Origin of the sequence: Pseudomonas hydrolytica, assembly GCF_021495345.1 — a bacterium.
GTDB classification, from domain to species: Bacteria; Pseudomonadota; Gammaproteobacteria; order Pseudomonadales; family Pseudomonadaceae; genus Aquipseudomonas; species Aquipseudomonas hydrolytica.
The window spans coordinates 2806814-2821770 of record NZ_CP099397.1 but is presented as its reverse complement, the minus strand read 5'-3'; the positions used below and the strand labels follow the sequence as shown (position 1 = coordinate 2821770).

The 14957-nt window shown below is 62.7% G+C and carries 10 protein-coding genes; 2 read left to right on the top strand and 8 right to left on the bottom strand.

Annotated features, from left to right (window positions below):
• Positions 1 to 4: 4 nt before the first annotated feature.
• The 8 genes from L1F06_RS13090 to L1F06_RS13055 form a co-directional block, all read right to left on the bottom strand.
• Positions 5 to 2059, bottom strand: a complete 2055-nt coding sequence (locus L1F06_RS13090) for a TonB-dependent receptor (RefSeq protein ID WP_208857132.1) — start codon at positions 2057 to 2059, stop codon at positions 5 to 7.
• Positions 2056 to 3756: a class I adenylate-forming enzyme family protein gene (locus L1F06_RS13085; RefSeq protein ID WP_083237871.1), complete on the bottom strand. Its 1701-nt coding sequence runs from the start codon at positions 3754 to 3756 to the stop codon at positions 2056 to 2058. Before L1F06_RS13085 ends, L1F06_RS13090 begins: the two co-directional genes overlap by 4 nt.
• A complete protein-coding gene (locus L1F06_RS13080) occupies positions 3753 to 5636 on the bottom strand; it encodes a CoA transferase (protein ID WP_252576637.1) in 1884 nt (627 codons plus the stop codon). Before L1F06_RS13080 ends, L1F06_RS13085 begins: the two co-directional genes overlap by 4 nt.
• A 37-nt stretch (positions 5637 to 5673) precedes the next feature.
• Positions 5674 to 5946, bottom strand: coding sequence for a MoaD/ThiS family protein (locus L1F06_RS13075; protein WP_065985198.1), 273 nt, complete (start codon positions 5944 to 5946; stop codon positions 5674 to 5676).
• Between the two features lie 63 nt (positions 5947 to 6009).
• The gene (locus tag L1F06_RS13070; protein ID WP_065985199.1) at positions 6010 to 6420 is read right to left on the bottom strand and encodes a M67 family metallopeptidase; all 411 of its coding nucleotides are present in this window, start codon (positions 6418 to 6420) and stop codon (positions 6010 to 6012) included.
• An 18-nt stretch (positions 6421 to 6438) separates the two neighbouring features.
• Positions 6439 to 7614 (bottom strand): molybdopterin-synthase adenylyltransferase MoeB, encoded by a 1176-nt coding sequence (gene moeB / locus L1F06_RS13065; protein ID WP_065985200.1) that lies wholly within the window; start codon positions 7612 to 7614, stop codon positions 6439 to 6441.
• 174 nt (positions 7615 to 7788) lie between these two features.
• Entirely contained in the window at positions 7789 to 9036 is a 1248-nt protein-coding gene (locus L1F06_RS13060) for an MFS transporter (RefSeq protein WP_065985201.1), read from the bottom strand.
• Positions 9033 to 10112: a class I SAM-dependent methyltransferase gene (locus L1F06_RS13055; protein WP_065985202.1), complete on the bottom strand. Its 1080-nt coding sequence runs from the start codon at positions 10110 to 10112 to the stop codon at positions 9033 to 9035. Before L1F06_RS13055 ends, L1F06_RS13060 begins: the two co-directional genes overlap by 4 nt.
• 279 nt (positions 10113 to 10391) lie before the next feature.
• Between L1F06_RS13055 and L1F06_RS13050 the strand changes: the two genes are divergently transcribed.
• Both L1F06_RS13050 and L1F06_RS13045 read left to right on the top strand, forming a co-directional pair.
• Positions 10392 to 11363, top strand: a complete 972-nt coding sequence (locus L1F06_RS13050) for a helix-turn-helix domain-containing protein (RefSeq protein ID WP_129482347.1) — start codon at positions 10392 to 10394, stop codon at positions 11361 to 11363.
• Between the two features lie 381 nt (positions 11364 to 11744).
• Entirely contained in the window at positions 11745 to 14870 is a 3126-nt protein-coding gene (locus L1F06_RS13045) for a TonB-dependent receptor domain-containing protein (RefSeq protein WP_065985203.1), read from the top strand.
• Positions 14871 to 14957 lie beyond the last annotated feature (87 nt).

The following is a 14957-nucleotide window of genomic DNA, read 5'->3' as shown; positions in this document are numbered from 1 at the left end:
CCGTTTACATACGCCATGACAGCCGCAGGCCTGCTTCACGCGGCGGGCTGTAGACGGTGACGAAGCCGTTCTGGTAGCCCACTGCGTCGTAGCGCTGATCGGTCACGTTGTCGGCGTAGGCCGCGACTTCCCAGTTGCCGCGCTGATATCCGGCCACCAGGTTCACCAGGCCGTAACCGTTGCGTTGGTACTGGTTGGCCGCATCCAGGTAGACCTTGCTGCTGCCTGTCACGCTGGCTTGTGCGTACCAGCCCTGGGGGGCGTCGTAGCGGATGCCGATATGCCCGGTCAGGTCCGGCGCGAACGGATTGCGCTTGCCGTCGTAATCGGCCGCGCCATCCCGGAAGTGGTCGAAGCGCGTGCGGTTCCAGGCCAGCCCGCCCTTGAGCTGCCAGCCGCCGCCGAGCAGGTAGTCCACATCCAACTCGACGCCTTTGGACGTGGCCGTTGCGGCACTGGTGATGTACATCATGCCCACGGTGGGCATCTGCATGACCTGCATGTCATCGATGTCCATGATGTAGGCGGCTAGCGAGTAGCGAATGCGCTTATCGAGAAGCCAACCCTTGAGGCCGGTTTCATACGACCAGTTCTTCTCCGGGTCGTAGGACGGATAACCCATCATGGGTGCCAGTACGTTGAAACCGCCGGTGCGCACGCCCCGGCTGGCGCTCAAATACCATTGGTGATCGGCGGTTATCTGATATTGCAAAGCGAGTTTTGGAGAGACGTGCGTCCAGCCCTTTTTCTGACTTGCGGCCCCTCGCGGCTGCAATTCCACCTCGCTACGCTCGATACGTGCTCCGGCAGCCAGGGACCAGTCAGCCGACAGGGGTACGTTCCAGTGAGTGAACAGGGCGGCGGTATTGCTTTTCTGATCGGCGCGCATGTCCGACAGACCCATCATGGTCTTGCTGATGCTGCGCAGGTCGTTGTCGCTGTGATCGCCGTAAACGCCAGCGAGCCAACTGGAATCCCCGAACTGCCCTTCCAGGCGGAACTCCTGGGATAGCGTGCGCAGATGATGGTCACGTCCGACGTGCAGAACGTTCGCCGGCATGAAGTCCGTGTCCTGCTGGATTCGATCCTTGAAGTCGTTCCAGGCCGTCACCGAATGCAACTGCAGGCCGGAGGCGAATGCATGCTGGACATTGAGGGACAACGTCTGCCCCTCGGAGCGATTCCAGCTCGGCGTTCCGGAAGCGACCTGCTTTGTGGGAGCGCTGGGTGCTCCCCACAGGGACGCGCCATCGTCGTACTCCTGACGCGTATAGCGCATGACCACATCCGTTGCAGCGCCTGGCGTCCAGCGCAACCCCAGATTGAGATTGCTCCGTTCGCGATCGTCCTCCTTGTGCCCCGTGTGAGCGTTGTCGATGAAACCGTCCTGGCTCGACCAACTGCCCGATACGCTGGCATAGAGCCGGTTCTCCACCAGCGGCTGGCTGAGCGCGAAGCGCATCGCGCGCTTATCCCGGCTGCCGGCTTCCGCCGACACGCTGGCTCTTGGTGTGGCGTCCATTGGCAGGCTGTGGATGGCAATCACGCCGGCCTCGGCGTTGCGTCCATACAGCGTGGATTGCGGGCCGCGAATGACCTCGATGCGATCCAGATCCAGCAGGCCACTCTCGAACCCCTGCGCCGTCAGCGTGGGCACGCCATCGACCAGTAGCAGCGTGGAGGTGGAGAAGCTGTTGAAGTTGGCTGTCAGCCCACGCATGACGGGTGAATTCATACCCGCCTGCCCGAACGGCTGGAACGATAGGCCAGGAATACGCCCTTCCAGCTGTGCCAGGCTGGTGATGCCGGACTGCTCGGCATCCCAGCCATCGATCACCGCCACGCTGGCGGGCACTTTTTCCAGCGGTCGCTCGATTTTCTCCGCCGTGACGGTGACCGCCGGCAGAGCCTGGGGCTCGACCTGCGCACCCGTGCCATCCGCGGCAAATACCAACTGGGCTCCAGGCGACAAAGCGCCGATCAGAACCGAGGCGATCATGGCCGTCTGGCCGACTGCATCTGTTCCCCTTCGAGGAAGGTGTCCGGTTGATTTCTTCATACGTGCTCCACCGGGCTGCGGCTCAGCCCCGGCGCTGGTTGCCCTGTCTCTACCGGGTCAACGCCCAGAACGCCCAGCTTGTGGGCTTCTTCGGCCAGTGCCTTTTTGTCGATCTTGCCGGCTGGAGTCAGCGGCAGGGTGCGGTAGAAGCGCAGGTACTCGGGCAGCTTGTTCACCTCCAGTCCTTGTTCGCGCAGGAAGTCGGTGATCGCCTTCAGGGAAAACTTCGCCGCCCCCTCGCGCAAGGTGACGCACAGGCACACCCGCTGGCCGAGATCGGCGTCGGGAACAGGGACGCACGCCACGGTGACGACATCGGGATGCGCCATGACCAGACCTTCGATCTGAACCGGGCTGATATTGGCGCCACCGCGAATGATGATGTCCTTCTTGCGACCGGCCAGTACCAGATAGCCCTTGTCATTGATGAAGCCCAGATCTCCGGTCTTGACCCAGCCTTGCGGGTCGCGGTAACGCTCGTCCAGCTCCGGCGCGTTGACATACTGCATGGGGCTCAACGGCCCGCGAGCGGTGATTTCGCCAACCTCGCCTTGCGGCACTTCCTGGCCGTCTTCGTCCACCAGGCGAATCTCGCAGACAGCCGGATTGGGCTTGCCGACGCTGCTCAGCACCACCTCGATGGGATCGTCCAAGGTGTTGTGGCAGTTCACCCCGTCGGCGGAACCGTAGAGGCTGATGAAGCCGCAGCCAAAGGCATCGCAGCATTTGCGCACGGTGGCCTCGTCGATGACCGAACCGCCGACGATCAGCCCGCGCAGGCTGGATTTGTCGACGCTCTGCAGCAGCGGATGGGCGGCGATACGTTGCAGCATGGTCGGCACGCCGAGAATGAAGCTCGGTCGGAGTGCCGCAATCGCCTTGATGGCTTCGTCCACGTCGAATTTGGGCAACACCACCAGAGAACCGCCCAGCCAGCACAGCACGCCGAAGGTGGCGGTAGATCCGAAGGACGAACCCAGCGGGATCAGGTACATGCCGCGGAACTCTTCGCTGTCCGGGGCGATGCGTTGCAGGAAGCGCCCGCGTCCGCCAACCAGGGCATTGTGCGAGTAGGCCACCAGTTTGGGCTCAGACTCGGTGCCGGAGGACACCAGCAGACGCACCGGCGAGTCCGGGCACACTTCGGGCAGGCTGTCGACGTCCAGCGGCGCGGCACTCAGCAGCTCATCCAGCGTGACCCATCCTTCGCGGGGGTTCCCCTGGACGATCAGCCGGCGCATGGACAGCAGGGTGGGGCGCAGCGATTCAATGACCTCGCACAGATCGATGCCTTCATAGGCTTCGGGGACGATCACCGCCCGGGCGTCGCAGCGACGAACCAGCGACTGGATATCCAGCTTGCCGCGCCCCGGCGGGAACGGCGCGACGATGGCGCCGAGCGCCGCCACCGCCAGGTCGATGGCGCAGCACAGCCAATGGTTGGTCAACTGGTAGGCCACCACGTCGCCAGCCACAATGCCCGAATCGCGCAGGCTGTGGGCCAGACGCAAGGCCGCATCCAGGAGTTCGGCATAGGTCACGTCGCCTTGCGGCGACAGCACGGCCTTCTTGTCAGGATGCGCTTTGGCTTTGCTGGCGAACAGCGTGAATACGGGCCGGTTCGGATAGGTACCGTCCTGCGCCCAGCGTTTGCGTTCCTCGACAGGAACCAAGTCGATGATGCCGGCGTTGTTCATGGGAAGCTCCAGGGGGCAGTGACAGAGGAATAGGTCTGGTGGTTCAGGCATTCGGCGATGCGCGAGTCGGCGGCGAGCTGGCTGAGGTCTTCGATGACCACGCAGGCACCGATACCGTGCTCGTTCAGCAGCGTTTCCCATTGCGCAGCGGGGCGTGTACGCAAGCGCTTCGCCAGCAGTTCCTGGCAGGTATCCGCGGCGAGAGGGATGTCCAGCAGCGTGGCCAGCGACTGGAATTGATCAGGGTGTTGGCAATCGATGGCGATCAGGCCGGATCGCGTTGGGTGCACGCCAGACAGCACGCCCGCCGATGCTGTGCAGTTGCCCTGCATCAGCAGATCAGCGGTTCCCAGCAGCGAGCTTTCGACGTGGATGCCAGTGCCCGTGACCGCACGGTTGAGCAAGGCCGCCGTCACCCCCAGCGTCGCCACCACACCGCCCAGCACGTCCAGTACGGTGAACAGGGAGCCGCCCTGGATACCGGACTCCGTCGCAATGGCGTCAGCCACGCCCGACCAGGCCTGGACGGTGAAGTCGGTACCGGGGGCGCTGACGGGTGCCTGCCCCCAGCCACCGGCATAGGCGTAAACCAGTTGTGGCTGAACCCGGTGCAGGTGCTCGGCATCCAGCAGCAGCTCCTGGGCCTTGCCGGGTGCCCAGTTATGCAGAAAGACGTCCGCCTCACGGGCCAGTTCGTAGATCGACTGGCGCCCCTGGGCGGATTTGATGTCGACCTCATGAACAGTCTTGAGATGGTTCAAGGCATCGAAGCGCACCGAACAGCCTTCCGCGCAGGGCGGCATGGCGCGCAGCGGATCGCCACCCGGTGGTTCCAGGCGAATGACTTCGGCACCCAGCAGTGCCAGCAGATGCCCGGCCAGTGGCCCCTGGATGCGCCGACAGCACTCGACGACGCGCAGGCCCTGCAGCGGGAGATGTGCTGGAGCCGCTATATCCCGGGTGTTTTCCGGGGCGGCAGAGGCAAGCGCGAAGCGCCATGGCGCACCCAGGGTCTGTTGGTAATCCAGATCCTCCCGGCGTTGCGCAACGCTGCGCACAGGAACCACCGCTACGCCCGCTTGTGCCGCCAATTGCTGGATCTTCACGTAACGCAGGCGCGCCAACGCTGCCAGGCATGCAGCTGGCAGCGGTGACATGGCTCTGGCATAGCGCAGCAGAAATCCTTTCCAGGCCGTTCCGGCCAGTTCCGCTTCAATACCGACGGCCGCCCAGAAGTTGCGCCATGGTGAGCTGTCGAGCGTTTCCAGCTCAAAAGTGATGCCGTCAGAGGAACGGAATGGCGGCCTCAACTGCGGATCGGAGCTGCCAGGCAGGAACTCTTCACGATCTTCCGGGGCGGTGGCTCCAGCCAGATACTGCCCGATACCGAGCAGCCCGCATCCCAGTGGCGATACCCGAACCTGATGGAATGCTCCCCCGCGCAGTTGCCCCACGGCGGCGGCCAGCGTGCCCTGCAGCGTCATGGCGGCGGTCAACGCCGAGAGGTAGTTCACGCCCAGCGGTTGCGCCTTGCCGCTTGCGCGGCCATGCACGGACATGAGGCCGCTGCCCGCCTGCAGCAGCAGTTCCGAAAGGTGTCTCGTCGGCAGCCAGTTGGACGGAGAGACGTAATGGCCCTGGATGGGCGAGATGGCCGGGTGCTGCAGCACGAACGCAGCGCCGCCCGTATCCACGGGCGAGGAAATCGAAAGCTGATGAATGCCCAGCAACCTGGCCTGTTCCGTCAGGCAACGCTGCAATGCATTCCACTTCGGCAGAGACGATGTGTATGCATGCAGCAAGGAGAATTCATTCAAGAGCGTCGGCATATTCAAGACCAAGAGACAAAAGCGTTGCACTTGCCCCTGGCTTTGAATCACCAGGGGTCATTCTTTCAACAGTGTCCTGGTGTACGAATCAGCCACCTGCGACGGCAGGCAATACGGTCAGACTGTCACCGGCCTTGACCGGCGTGTTGAGCCCATCGGCAAAGCGGATGTCGTCTTCGTTGACGTAGATATTCACGAAGCGATGCACCTGTTCCGCGCTGACCAGCCTGGCCTTGATGCCAGGGTACTGGCTCTCGAGATTGTCGATAGCCTCGGCCACCGAGTTGCCTTGGGTGGTAACTTTCTTTTCCCCGTTGGTCAGCGGGCGCAGCAATGTGGGGACAATCACTGAAATCGACATGTAGAACTCCTTTGCCTCCAATAACTGCTTGGGGCATTCCTGATAGAAATGTTGGAAGAGGCGCTACTCCAGAATGGAGATGCTCTCTTCGATGATCTTTCCGTGCAGTACCCTGAAACTTCGGACGGGCTCCCTGGCCTTTTCCCAGGTGGACACGATCAGGTGATGCGTCTCCGGGCCGTTCGAATACTCGACGTCCTCCCGGCTCGGATAGGCTTCGGTCGCGGTATGGGAGTGGTAGATCACCCGGTGAACCTCGTCGCGCTCATCCAGGCTCCGGAACACCTGGAACTGCTCCCGCGAGTCGAACCGAAAGAAGGTTTCTGACGCCGCCTGGTTGTGCATCGGGACTATCCGGGCCGCTACCTGGTCTTCCCGTGAAGACGCCACGATGCCGCAGGCTTCGATGGGATGATCGCAGCGTGCGTGAGCCAGAACCTGCTCCAGCGCCTGACGCTTGATATGCAGTGCCATGTCCGTGCGCTCCCGGTGTCAGTAGCTGGGCAGCGAGGGGTCTACATCCTTCACCCAGGCCAACACGCCACCCTCCAGGTTGCGCACATTGCGCATGCCCAGTTCCAGTAGCTCGCCGGTCACCTCGGCGGAACGCCGGCCGGACTTGCAGACGATCACCAGATTGGCATCCACCCCAAATCGCTGCCGGAGCGTCTGTGCCACCGTGGGGGATTTCGTTGCCAGGGTCGCGCTCGGAATATGGACGATGTCCCACTCGGTGGGCTCGCGGACGTCGATCAGCACGGGCACCTCGTTCTGCTCCATCAGCTTCTTGAGTTCCGTCACGCTGATACCAGGCACGGAGGCCGCGGCGCCGTCAGCCGGCAACCCCAGGCCGCAGAACACCTGGTAGTCCTCGGCCAGTTCGGTGATCGGCTGCCGGTTGGGCAAGCGGCCGACGGGAAGCTCGCGATAGCGCATCTCCAGCGCGTCATACACCACCAGCCGTCCAAGCAGCGGCTCGCCGATGCCGGTGATGAGTTTCACCGCCTCGGTGGCCATGATGGAGGCGATGGACGCGCAGAGCACGCCGAATACGCCGCCCTCGGAGCACGACGGGGCCATCTCGGGCGGTGGTGGTTCCGGATACAGGTCGCGGTAGTTCAGGCCCAGGCCGTCAGGGGCGTTCTCCCAGAACACGGAAGCCTGTCCTTCGAAACGGAAGATCGAGCCCCACACATACGGCTTGTTCGCCAGCACGCAGGCATCGTTGACCAGATAGCGGGTGGCGAAATTGTCGGTGCCGTCCATGATCAGGTCGAAGCGCGAGAACAGCTCGACCGCCATGTCCCGCTCCAGGCGATCCGTATAGGTTTCCACCTGGACGAATGGATTCAGCCGGGCGATGGATTTCTTGGCGCTGTCCACCTTGAGCTCGCCCACGGTATCCACCCCGTGGATGATCTGGCGCTGCAGGTTGGAGTCATCGACCCGGTCAAAGTCGATCACCCCGATTGTGCCCACCCCAGCCGCGGCCAGGTAGAGCAGGGTTGGAGAGCCCAGGCCTCCGGCGCCGATGACCAGCACCTTGGCGTTCTTCAACCGGCGCTGCCCGATCATGCCCACGTTGGGGATCAGCAGATGGCGGCTGTAGCGGTTGATTTCTTCGCGGCTCAATCCGGCAGCCGGTTCGACCAAAGCAGATAGTTTCATACCACTTTCCCTATTCAGTAGATACGATAACGATAATCATTATCGTAATGGGCGGCGTCCATGGCAATCGGCTTTGTCTGCTATTTCCTATGGCGCAAGCACAAAAAACTATGCGGAAGATGCTCACCCAGCGGGCCGGATTCGAAAGGGCGCATGCGCCCTTTGCCGAATGCTTCAAACCCGTTCGCCGTCCAGTATCGACTGGGCCGAGCGTTCCACTTTTCCGCGTACCCGCCAGGCCAGCACGAAGGACAACAGCACCCCCAGGGTCAGCACCAGGAGCATGCCGGTGTAGCCCAGGCGGTCGAGCAGCACCCCCGCGGCGATCGGCACCGCCAGGCGAGCCACGGTGAACACGGTGGTTTGCAAACCGTAGTCCGAGGCGTTGCGCTGGCGCCGGGTGAAGAACATCGTCAGCCCGAACATCAGCGCCGAGACGGCCCCCATGCTGGCCGCCACGCAGATGGCGCTGGCGATCAGCCAGGTCGGTCCCAGCTCGGCCCAGACCGTGAGCGTCAGCAGCGCCAGCGCGCACAGCGCCGCCAGCAGGTACAGCGCGATGGCCCGCGCCGTGCCCAGTATCGGTGCCAGGCGCCCGCCGAGCAGGCTGAACAGCGCGCCGGTCATGCCGCCGACGATGCCGACGATGAAGGCTACGTGTTCCAGCGGCATGCCCATGTCCAGCATCAACGGTTTGAGGTACAGCCACACCGCGCCGATGAAGGGGAAGCTGGTCAGCAGCAACAGCGTCCATTGCCGTGCCCCCGGCTGGTTGAAGAAACCTGCCCAGTCCGCCATCACACCGGGGGCCGGTGCGTCGCCGGATGCTGTCTGCTCGGGCAGTGCGGCCTGTGCGCGCAGCAACAGGAAGGGCAGGGCGCCGATCAGCAGCCCGCCCCCCATCAACCAGAAGGGGGCCTGCCAGCCCAGGCGCGACTGCACCACGATCATGGCGCCGCCACCGACGATGGCCCCGAGGAACAGCGCGGCGGAACGGATGCTGCCGGCGCGTAATTGTTCACTGCGCGGCAGCCACTGCACCGCCAGCGCATTCAGCGGAATATCCGCCCAGGTGGCGGCAATGCTGATGGCGAAGGTCAGCGCGAACAGCATCACCCGGTCGCCGATCAGGTTGTGCCGACCGATCAGCCAGTACAACGCCAGCAGCAGCGCACTGAGCAGCAACAACCAGTGCACGAAATGCCCGCGCCCCAGGCGCACGCGCTGCACCGGCACGGCAAACAGGAACTTGAAGATCGCCGGCAGCGCGGCAAGCTGGAACAGTCCGATCTCGGTGCCGCTCCAGCCGTGCTGGCGCATCACCAGCGGCATGCCGAACATCAGGTAGATGCTGGGCACCGCCAGCACCAGGTTCATCCAGCCGAACAACAGTTGCAGGCCGAACAGGCGGGGCTTGGTCATGAGAGGTTTTTTCCTTTGCGGGCAAGCAGAACGGCAACGGGGGCTACCGGAAAACGCACGTCATCCAGCTGCTCGACCCGAACGAACCCCGCCTGCTGCAGCTGTGTCGCCAACTGCCCGGCGGGCAGCACATGGCGCCCTTGCATGCGCATGTGCAGGTAGTACTGCAGCACCGGCCTGGCCTGGCGCGCGTCGTAGGCGATCTCGGCATGGCAACAGACCAGCAGGCCGCCGGGGCGCAACGCCGCGTACAGGCGATCCAGGGCGGCCGGGATGTCCTGCACGAAATGCAGCACCGACGAACACCAGATCAGGTCGTAGCCGCTGCCGAAATCGTCCAGTATCAGATCGCCGCCGCGCGTGCTCAAACGGCCGGAGAGGCCGGCGCGTCGGATGTTCTCCTGCGCCACCTCGGCGACTGCCGGGTACTCGAACACCACGCCGGACAGTTCCGGCTGCCGCTCGGCCAGCGCGATCGCCACCAGGCCGGGGCCACCGCCCAGATCCAGCATTCGTCGCGCCTGGGCAAATTCCGGCTGGCGGTTGAGGAGGTCGCAGGCCACTTCGACCGTGACCGCTTGCTGCTCCTGGGCAATCTGCACCCTGGCTGCCTCGGCCCAGCCTTGTTGCTGCGCGGCAGGGGCGGGCAATGGCGGGCGTGGCATGCCTTCGCGTAGCAAATCGGACAACTGCACGCCGACCTGCCGTAGCACCCGATGGCGATACAGCAAGGCATCTCCGCAGTAGTGAGGCGAATCCGCGTTCAGGTAGGGACGCAGCTCGGTACGCGTGCGGTAGTGGAACTCGCCGCTGGCTGTGTGCTCTCGCTCGAGCACGTCCATGCTCCACAGCAGCTCAAGAAAATAGCCGGTGTTGGTGGGGAGCAGCGACAGGTGGTCAGCGAGCTGCTGCGCGCTGACGAAATCATCCAGCTGCACGAACATCCTGGCCTCCAGGGCTACGCGCAAGGCGTCGGCATCCAGGCCAGCCAACTGCACGTCCCAGCAGGCTTGCAGGGCGTGCGGTCGAGCGAGAGGGAAAGGGAAAGTCAGGTTCTCGGCAGGCTCATGCGCCATGGATAGCACCTCCGACCCCATGAAACGTATGGACGCGGCTAGCCGTCTCTCTGATCGGTGTGCTTCCTGTTGTGGGTTGCTCAGGTTCTCTCGGGCGTACGGGTTGCTGCCTGTAAAGCATTGATTTTCCTTCGGTTAGTTTTATTTTTTTGTGGCCATGGCTGGCCTCCAATGGAATGATGCACTACGCTTAATGATAATCATTGACTTTTTGCTATGCGAAAAGCACAGATTTCTATGCGGAAAATTTCGGGGGCGAGAAGGGACAGGAGGTGAGAGGTGAGCGCACAAAAAAGCTGCTGCCGGCTGACGATGGAGGAACCACGCATCCGCAGCGTCCTGGGGGATGGCAAGACACGCCTGCAGCTACCTGACGAAGTCGGTCATTGCTTCCACGACTTCGTCGAGCTGGAGCCAGGGCTTGGCCTTGGCAGGCTGCACTACCGCCCCAGTGTTCCGCTGATCGAGGAGACCCACGGGCCGCACGAAGGCCGGGTCATGGTCATCACCCTCGGCATGAAAGGCCGCTCCTGCTACGAAGGGCAGGACGCCACCAGCCTGGAATTTCAGAAGGGCTACACCACCATCTCCTCGTTCCAGGGCATACCCGGGGAGCGGCATTACCAGGCGGACGACACCGTCTCGCAACTGCGCGTAGTGGCGCACGAGTCCCTGATCCGCAAGTACGTGGGGCCGGAGCGGGCGGCGGAGATCCTCGGCAGCCAGCAGTTCAGCCGCCTGGCCTTCCGCGCCAGCACGCCAGCGGCGATGGCCCACGCCAATGCGCTGATCAGCCACCTGCTGCCCTGCCAGAGCCAACTCTCGCGGCTGGATCTGCACATCCACACCCTGAGCCTGCTCAACGAGCAGTTCAGCCTGCTGGCGCCGCAACACGGTGCCGCCTCATCCCCCTTCTCGCCGGAGGATATCGAGCGTATCGAGCAGGCGCGGCAAATGATGGATGAACACCTCGACAAGCCGCTGACGCTCGATTACATGGCCACCATCGTCGGCATCAACAAGAACAAGCTCAAGGACGGCATGATCTACCTGTACAACGCCACGCCGGCGGAGCTGCTGCTGGAGCTGCGTATGACCAAGGCCCTCACCCTGCTGGAGACCGGCCAGCGGGTTTCCCAGGTCGCCTGGCAGGTGGGCTACAAGTACGCCAACAACTTCACCGTCGCCTTCACCCGCTACCACGGCAAATCGCCCAAGGCCATGTTCGGCAAGCGGGTCGTGGAGCCCTAGACCCTCTCTCCGCGCCCGGAACCATAACGGGCGCTCCTGCCTCTCCTGCTGCAACGCCGTCGCTCACTTGCTGGGCGACGCTGCCCGCCGCTTTCTCTCCCTCTTCTAGCCCGATGCACGCGGCTTGCGCGACGAGCATAGAAAACTGTGCTTTTCGCATACGAGAAAATAATAAGACTCATTCTTGTTTGTGGATAGCATTAGGCCGCTACAAAACAGGCCGGGTTTTCCAAGCCACAGCTCGGATCGAGCGGGCGCGTCGAGACGCACCGCTTGCGCCAATGGCTTCGATTCACGCCGGGACATGCCACGACCAGGCAATGGTTCGCCGATCGGATCAGCGAGCGAGCCAGCCATTACAAAGAGAGATTGTTGTCTGCCATGTTGTACGCAAATACCGACATCCCCCACACCCTCAAGCTAAGGCCGCTCGCGGTTTGCATCAGCCTTGCGCTGGCCTGTAGTCCTGGGGTTCATGCCGATGAAGCGATTGCCAGGGACGAGGTCATCGAGATCGGGCTGCCGGCCGGCGACGAGCAGGCCACGGAGCAGGAAGATGCCCTGGAGCTCAACTCGATGGTGGTCGAGGGCGCATGGGAGACCAAGGATGAAGCCGGCCGCAACGACGTGTACCGCAAGGATGTGTCCAACGTCTACGCCGGCAAGGACGAGATCGAGCGCTACAAGGGGGCCAACGTCGGCGACCTGTTCAAGGGCCTGAACGGCGTCTACAGCGGCGATTCGCGCAACAGCGGCGCGCTCGACCCGAACATCCGCGGCATCTCGGGCGAGGGGCGGATTCCGGTGACCGTCGACGGTACCGAGCAGGCCACGTCGGTGTGGATGGGCTCGACGGGGCTCAGCAACCGCAACTACGTCGACCCCAACATGATCGGCAGCATCGCGGTGGAGAAGGGCCCGTCGATGACGGCCGGGGTCAGGAGCGGCATCGGTGGCTCGGTCGAGATCAAGACCCTGGACGTCGACGATATCGTCAAGCCCGGCGAAAGCTGGGGCCTGGAAGTCAAGACCGAGACCGGCACGAACTCGGTCAAGCCCAACGAAGATGGGATGAACAACTTCGGCAAGGACTACCGCGACATCGACGGTGCCTTCGTGGGTGGCAACGCGGTGATCTTCGCCAAGGGCGGCGGCGCTGCCTTCACCCCCCATGAATCGCCGCGCTACAACGACTTCGATTTCCAGGACAACGCCATGCGCATCGCCCTGGGCACGCGCCAGGAGAACTTCGACCTGTTCGCCGCCTACAGCTACCGCAACCGTGGCAACTACTTCAGCGGCAAGGGCGGCAGCAAGCGGTACGAGGCCGAGGGCGGGCTGAAGGCGGCGACCGAGGCGAACCAGTCGAACGTCCAGGGCGATACCAGCAGGAACTACATCGCTAATCTCTTCCTGCCCGGTCACGAAGTGGCGGGCACCTCCAGCGAGATGCGCACCACCCTGCTCAAGGGCACCCTGTACCTGCCCAATGAGCAAAGCCTGAAACTCAGCTACATGCACAGCGAGCTGGAGTTTGGCGAAAGTATGCCCTACGTGATCAACGAACAGGTTCGCCTGCAGGCATCCGGGTTGTTGCCGAGCGCCAACCTGGGCTTTCAATTCCCGTACAGCGAGGTCAAGCAGGATACCTTCGCGCTGAACTACCAGTGGAACCCCGGGGAAAACCGCCTGCTGAACATGCAGGCCGGCCTGTGGAAGACCCACAGCGATGCCGAGCGCTACCAGAATGGTGAAGAGCTCTACACCATCGATAGCCCGATGCTCAGCGACAAGAACTGGGACAACTACGTCCGTTGCAGCAGCCGGCCCGAGCTATGCCCGGGGGGAGTGCCCGCGCAACCCGAAAAACTGCCCAATACCGATGGGCGCTTCAATATCGTTTCCCGGGCGCTGCAGGTCAGCGACCACGAGCGCTGGGGCGTCAACCTCAGCAACCGGATGGAGCTGACCGACAGCCTGGCCCTGACGCTCTCCGGCGACTTCAGCAACGAGAAGCTGCAGCAGAAGGATTATTCCACCCAGAACAGCGGCAGCATCTACACCTGGTCCACGCGCTACCTGGGCCCGCGCGCGGGCAAGCGCCAGCAATACAACTTCAGCTTCAACAGCGAGTGGGCCGCCACGCCCTGGCTGGTGTTCAACCTCGGTGCCCGCTACAGCGACTACAACTCCTTCGATACCGGCCTCGACGAGCACCGCAAGAACCGCGACCAGGGCTGGGGCGCAAAAACACCCGTTATCGGTCGCCAACTTGGGTATTACCGGCTGCTGACCGATGCCGAGAACCAGGCCATCGTCGATAACACGCGCAGCATGGTCGAGAGCTGGGGGTTGGACCCGGCAACGACCGAGATGTTGATTGCGATGGAGCTGGAGGCCGGCAAGATCGATGGCGTCCGTTACACGTCGAATCCGGAGACGGTGGTCGTTCCCCTCAAGGGCAGCGCCATGAAGATGGACAGCGCGCAAAACCCCTTCCTCAATGGTTCGATCAACCTTGACGAAAAGGTCGATAACCCGCAGGGGACCAATCGTACGGTCGCACGCTATATACCCACTCCCGGAATAGGTGGTGCTGTACGTGGACCGGAGTTGACTGACGCCGAGCGTTGGGCCAGACCGGAAAAGCGCAGGGACAGTGCCTGGGCACCGATGGCTGGCGTGACGCTGCATGTCACCGATTATGCGCGCCTCTATGCGCGCTACAGCGAGTTCGTCCGCTTTCCCTCGATTTACGAAGACACCCAGGCCGTCAACGGTGGCACCTACAGTGTGACGGACAACCGCATGCGCCCGGAACACGCGTACAACTGGGAAGTGGGTTATGTCCACGATCTGCGCGGCTTCCTGCCGGCCTGGCAAGCTGCGGACTTTCGCCTCAACTATTTCAACAATGAAATCCGCGATTTCGTGGACAGGGACTTCGCCTACAGCATTCTGCAATACGACCGCAAGAAGTTGTCCGGGGTGGAACTGCAGAGCCGTTTCGACACCGGCCGTTATTTCTCCGGCTTCTCCGCCACCTACCGCATCGACCAGAAGCTGTGTGACAAGGACGTTGCCGCTACTTTCGATCCCTACTACGGCAAGCTCGTGGATGAGTGCGTGACCGGAGGCTTCCCCACCACATTCTCCCGCACCAGCCTGCAGCCGCAGTACTCCCTGAACCTCGACAGCGGCATGCGCCTGTTCAACGACCGGCTCGAACTGGGCGCGCGGATGATTTACCACAGCAGCGCGAAGAACAAGGAAGAAGCCAAGTGGATCAAGCAGAACCTGCCTTTCGTCCAGGGCGGCAACGAACCGTTCGAGTGGCACCCGATCTGGGTCTTCGATGCCTACGCCGCGCTGCGGGTCAATGAACACCTGGATATCGACTTCGGCATCAACAACATCACCAACCGCTACTACATCGACCCATTGGCCCGCGTCGCCATGCCAGCGCCGGGAAGAACCATGAAGTTGGGATTGACCGCGCGGTTCTGACCGGCGGTACACCGCATTTTTTGCTGTTTTTCAAAAAAACAGTGTTTTTCTCATCTATGACTCGGAGGTTGTTATGAAAAAACTATT

What these genes read in the sequence shown, in the direction of transcription:
- L1F06_RS13090 (WP_208857132.1), bottom strand. Translation starts at nt 2,059, where the DNA reads ATGAAGAAATCAACCGGACACCTTCCTCGAAGGGGAACAGATGCAGTC.
- L1F06_RS13085 (WP_083237871.1), bottom strand. Translation starts at nt 3,756, where the DNA reads ATGAACAACGCCGGCATCATCGACTTGGTTCCTGTCGAGGAACGCAAA.
- L1F06_RS13075 (WP_065985198.1), bottom strand. Translation starts at nt 5,946, where the DNA reads ATGTCGATTTCAGTGATTGTCCCCACATTGCTGCGCCCGCTGACCAAC.
- L1F06_RS13070 (WP_065985199.1), bottom strand. Translation starts at nt 6,420, where the DNA reads ATGGCACTGCATATCAAGCGTCAGGCGCTGGAGCAGGTTCTGGCTCAC.
- moeB (WP_065985200.1), bottom strand. Translation starts at nt 7,614, where the DNA reads ATGAAACTATCTGCTTTGGTCGAACCGGCTGCCGGATTGAGCCGCGAA.
- L1F06_RS13060 (WP_065985201.1), bottom strand. Translation starts at nt 9,036, where the DNA reads ATGACCAAGCCCCGCCTGTTCGGCCTGCAACTGTTGTTCGGCTGGATG.
- L1F06_RS13055 (WP_065985202.1), bottom strand. Translation starts at nt 10,112, where the DNA reads ATGGCGCATGAGCCTGCCGAGAACCTGACTTTCCCTTTCCCTCTCGCT.
- L1F06_RS13045 (WP_065985203.1), top strand. Translation starts at nt 11,745, where the DNA reads ATGTTGTACGCAAATACCGACATCCCCCACACCCTCAAGCTAAGGCCG.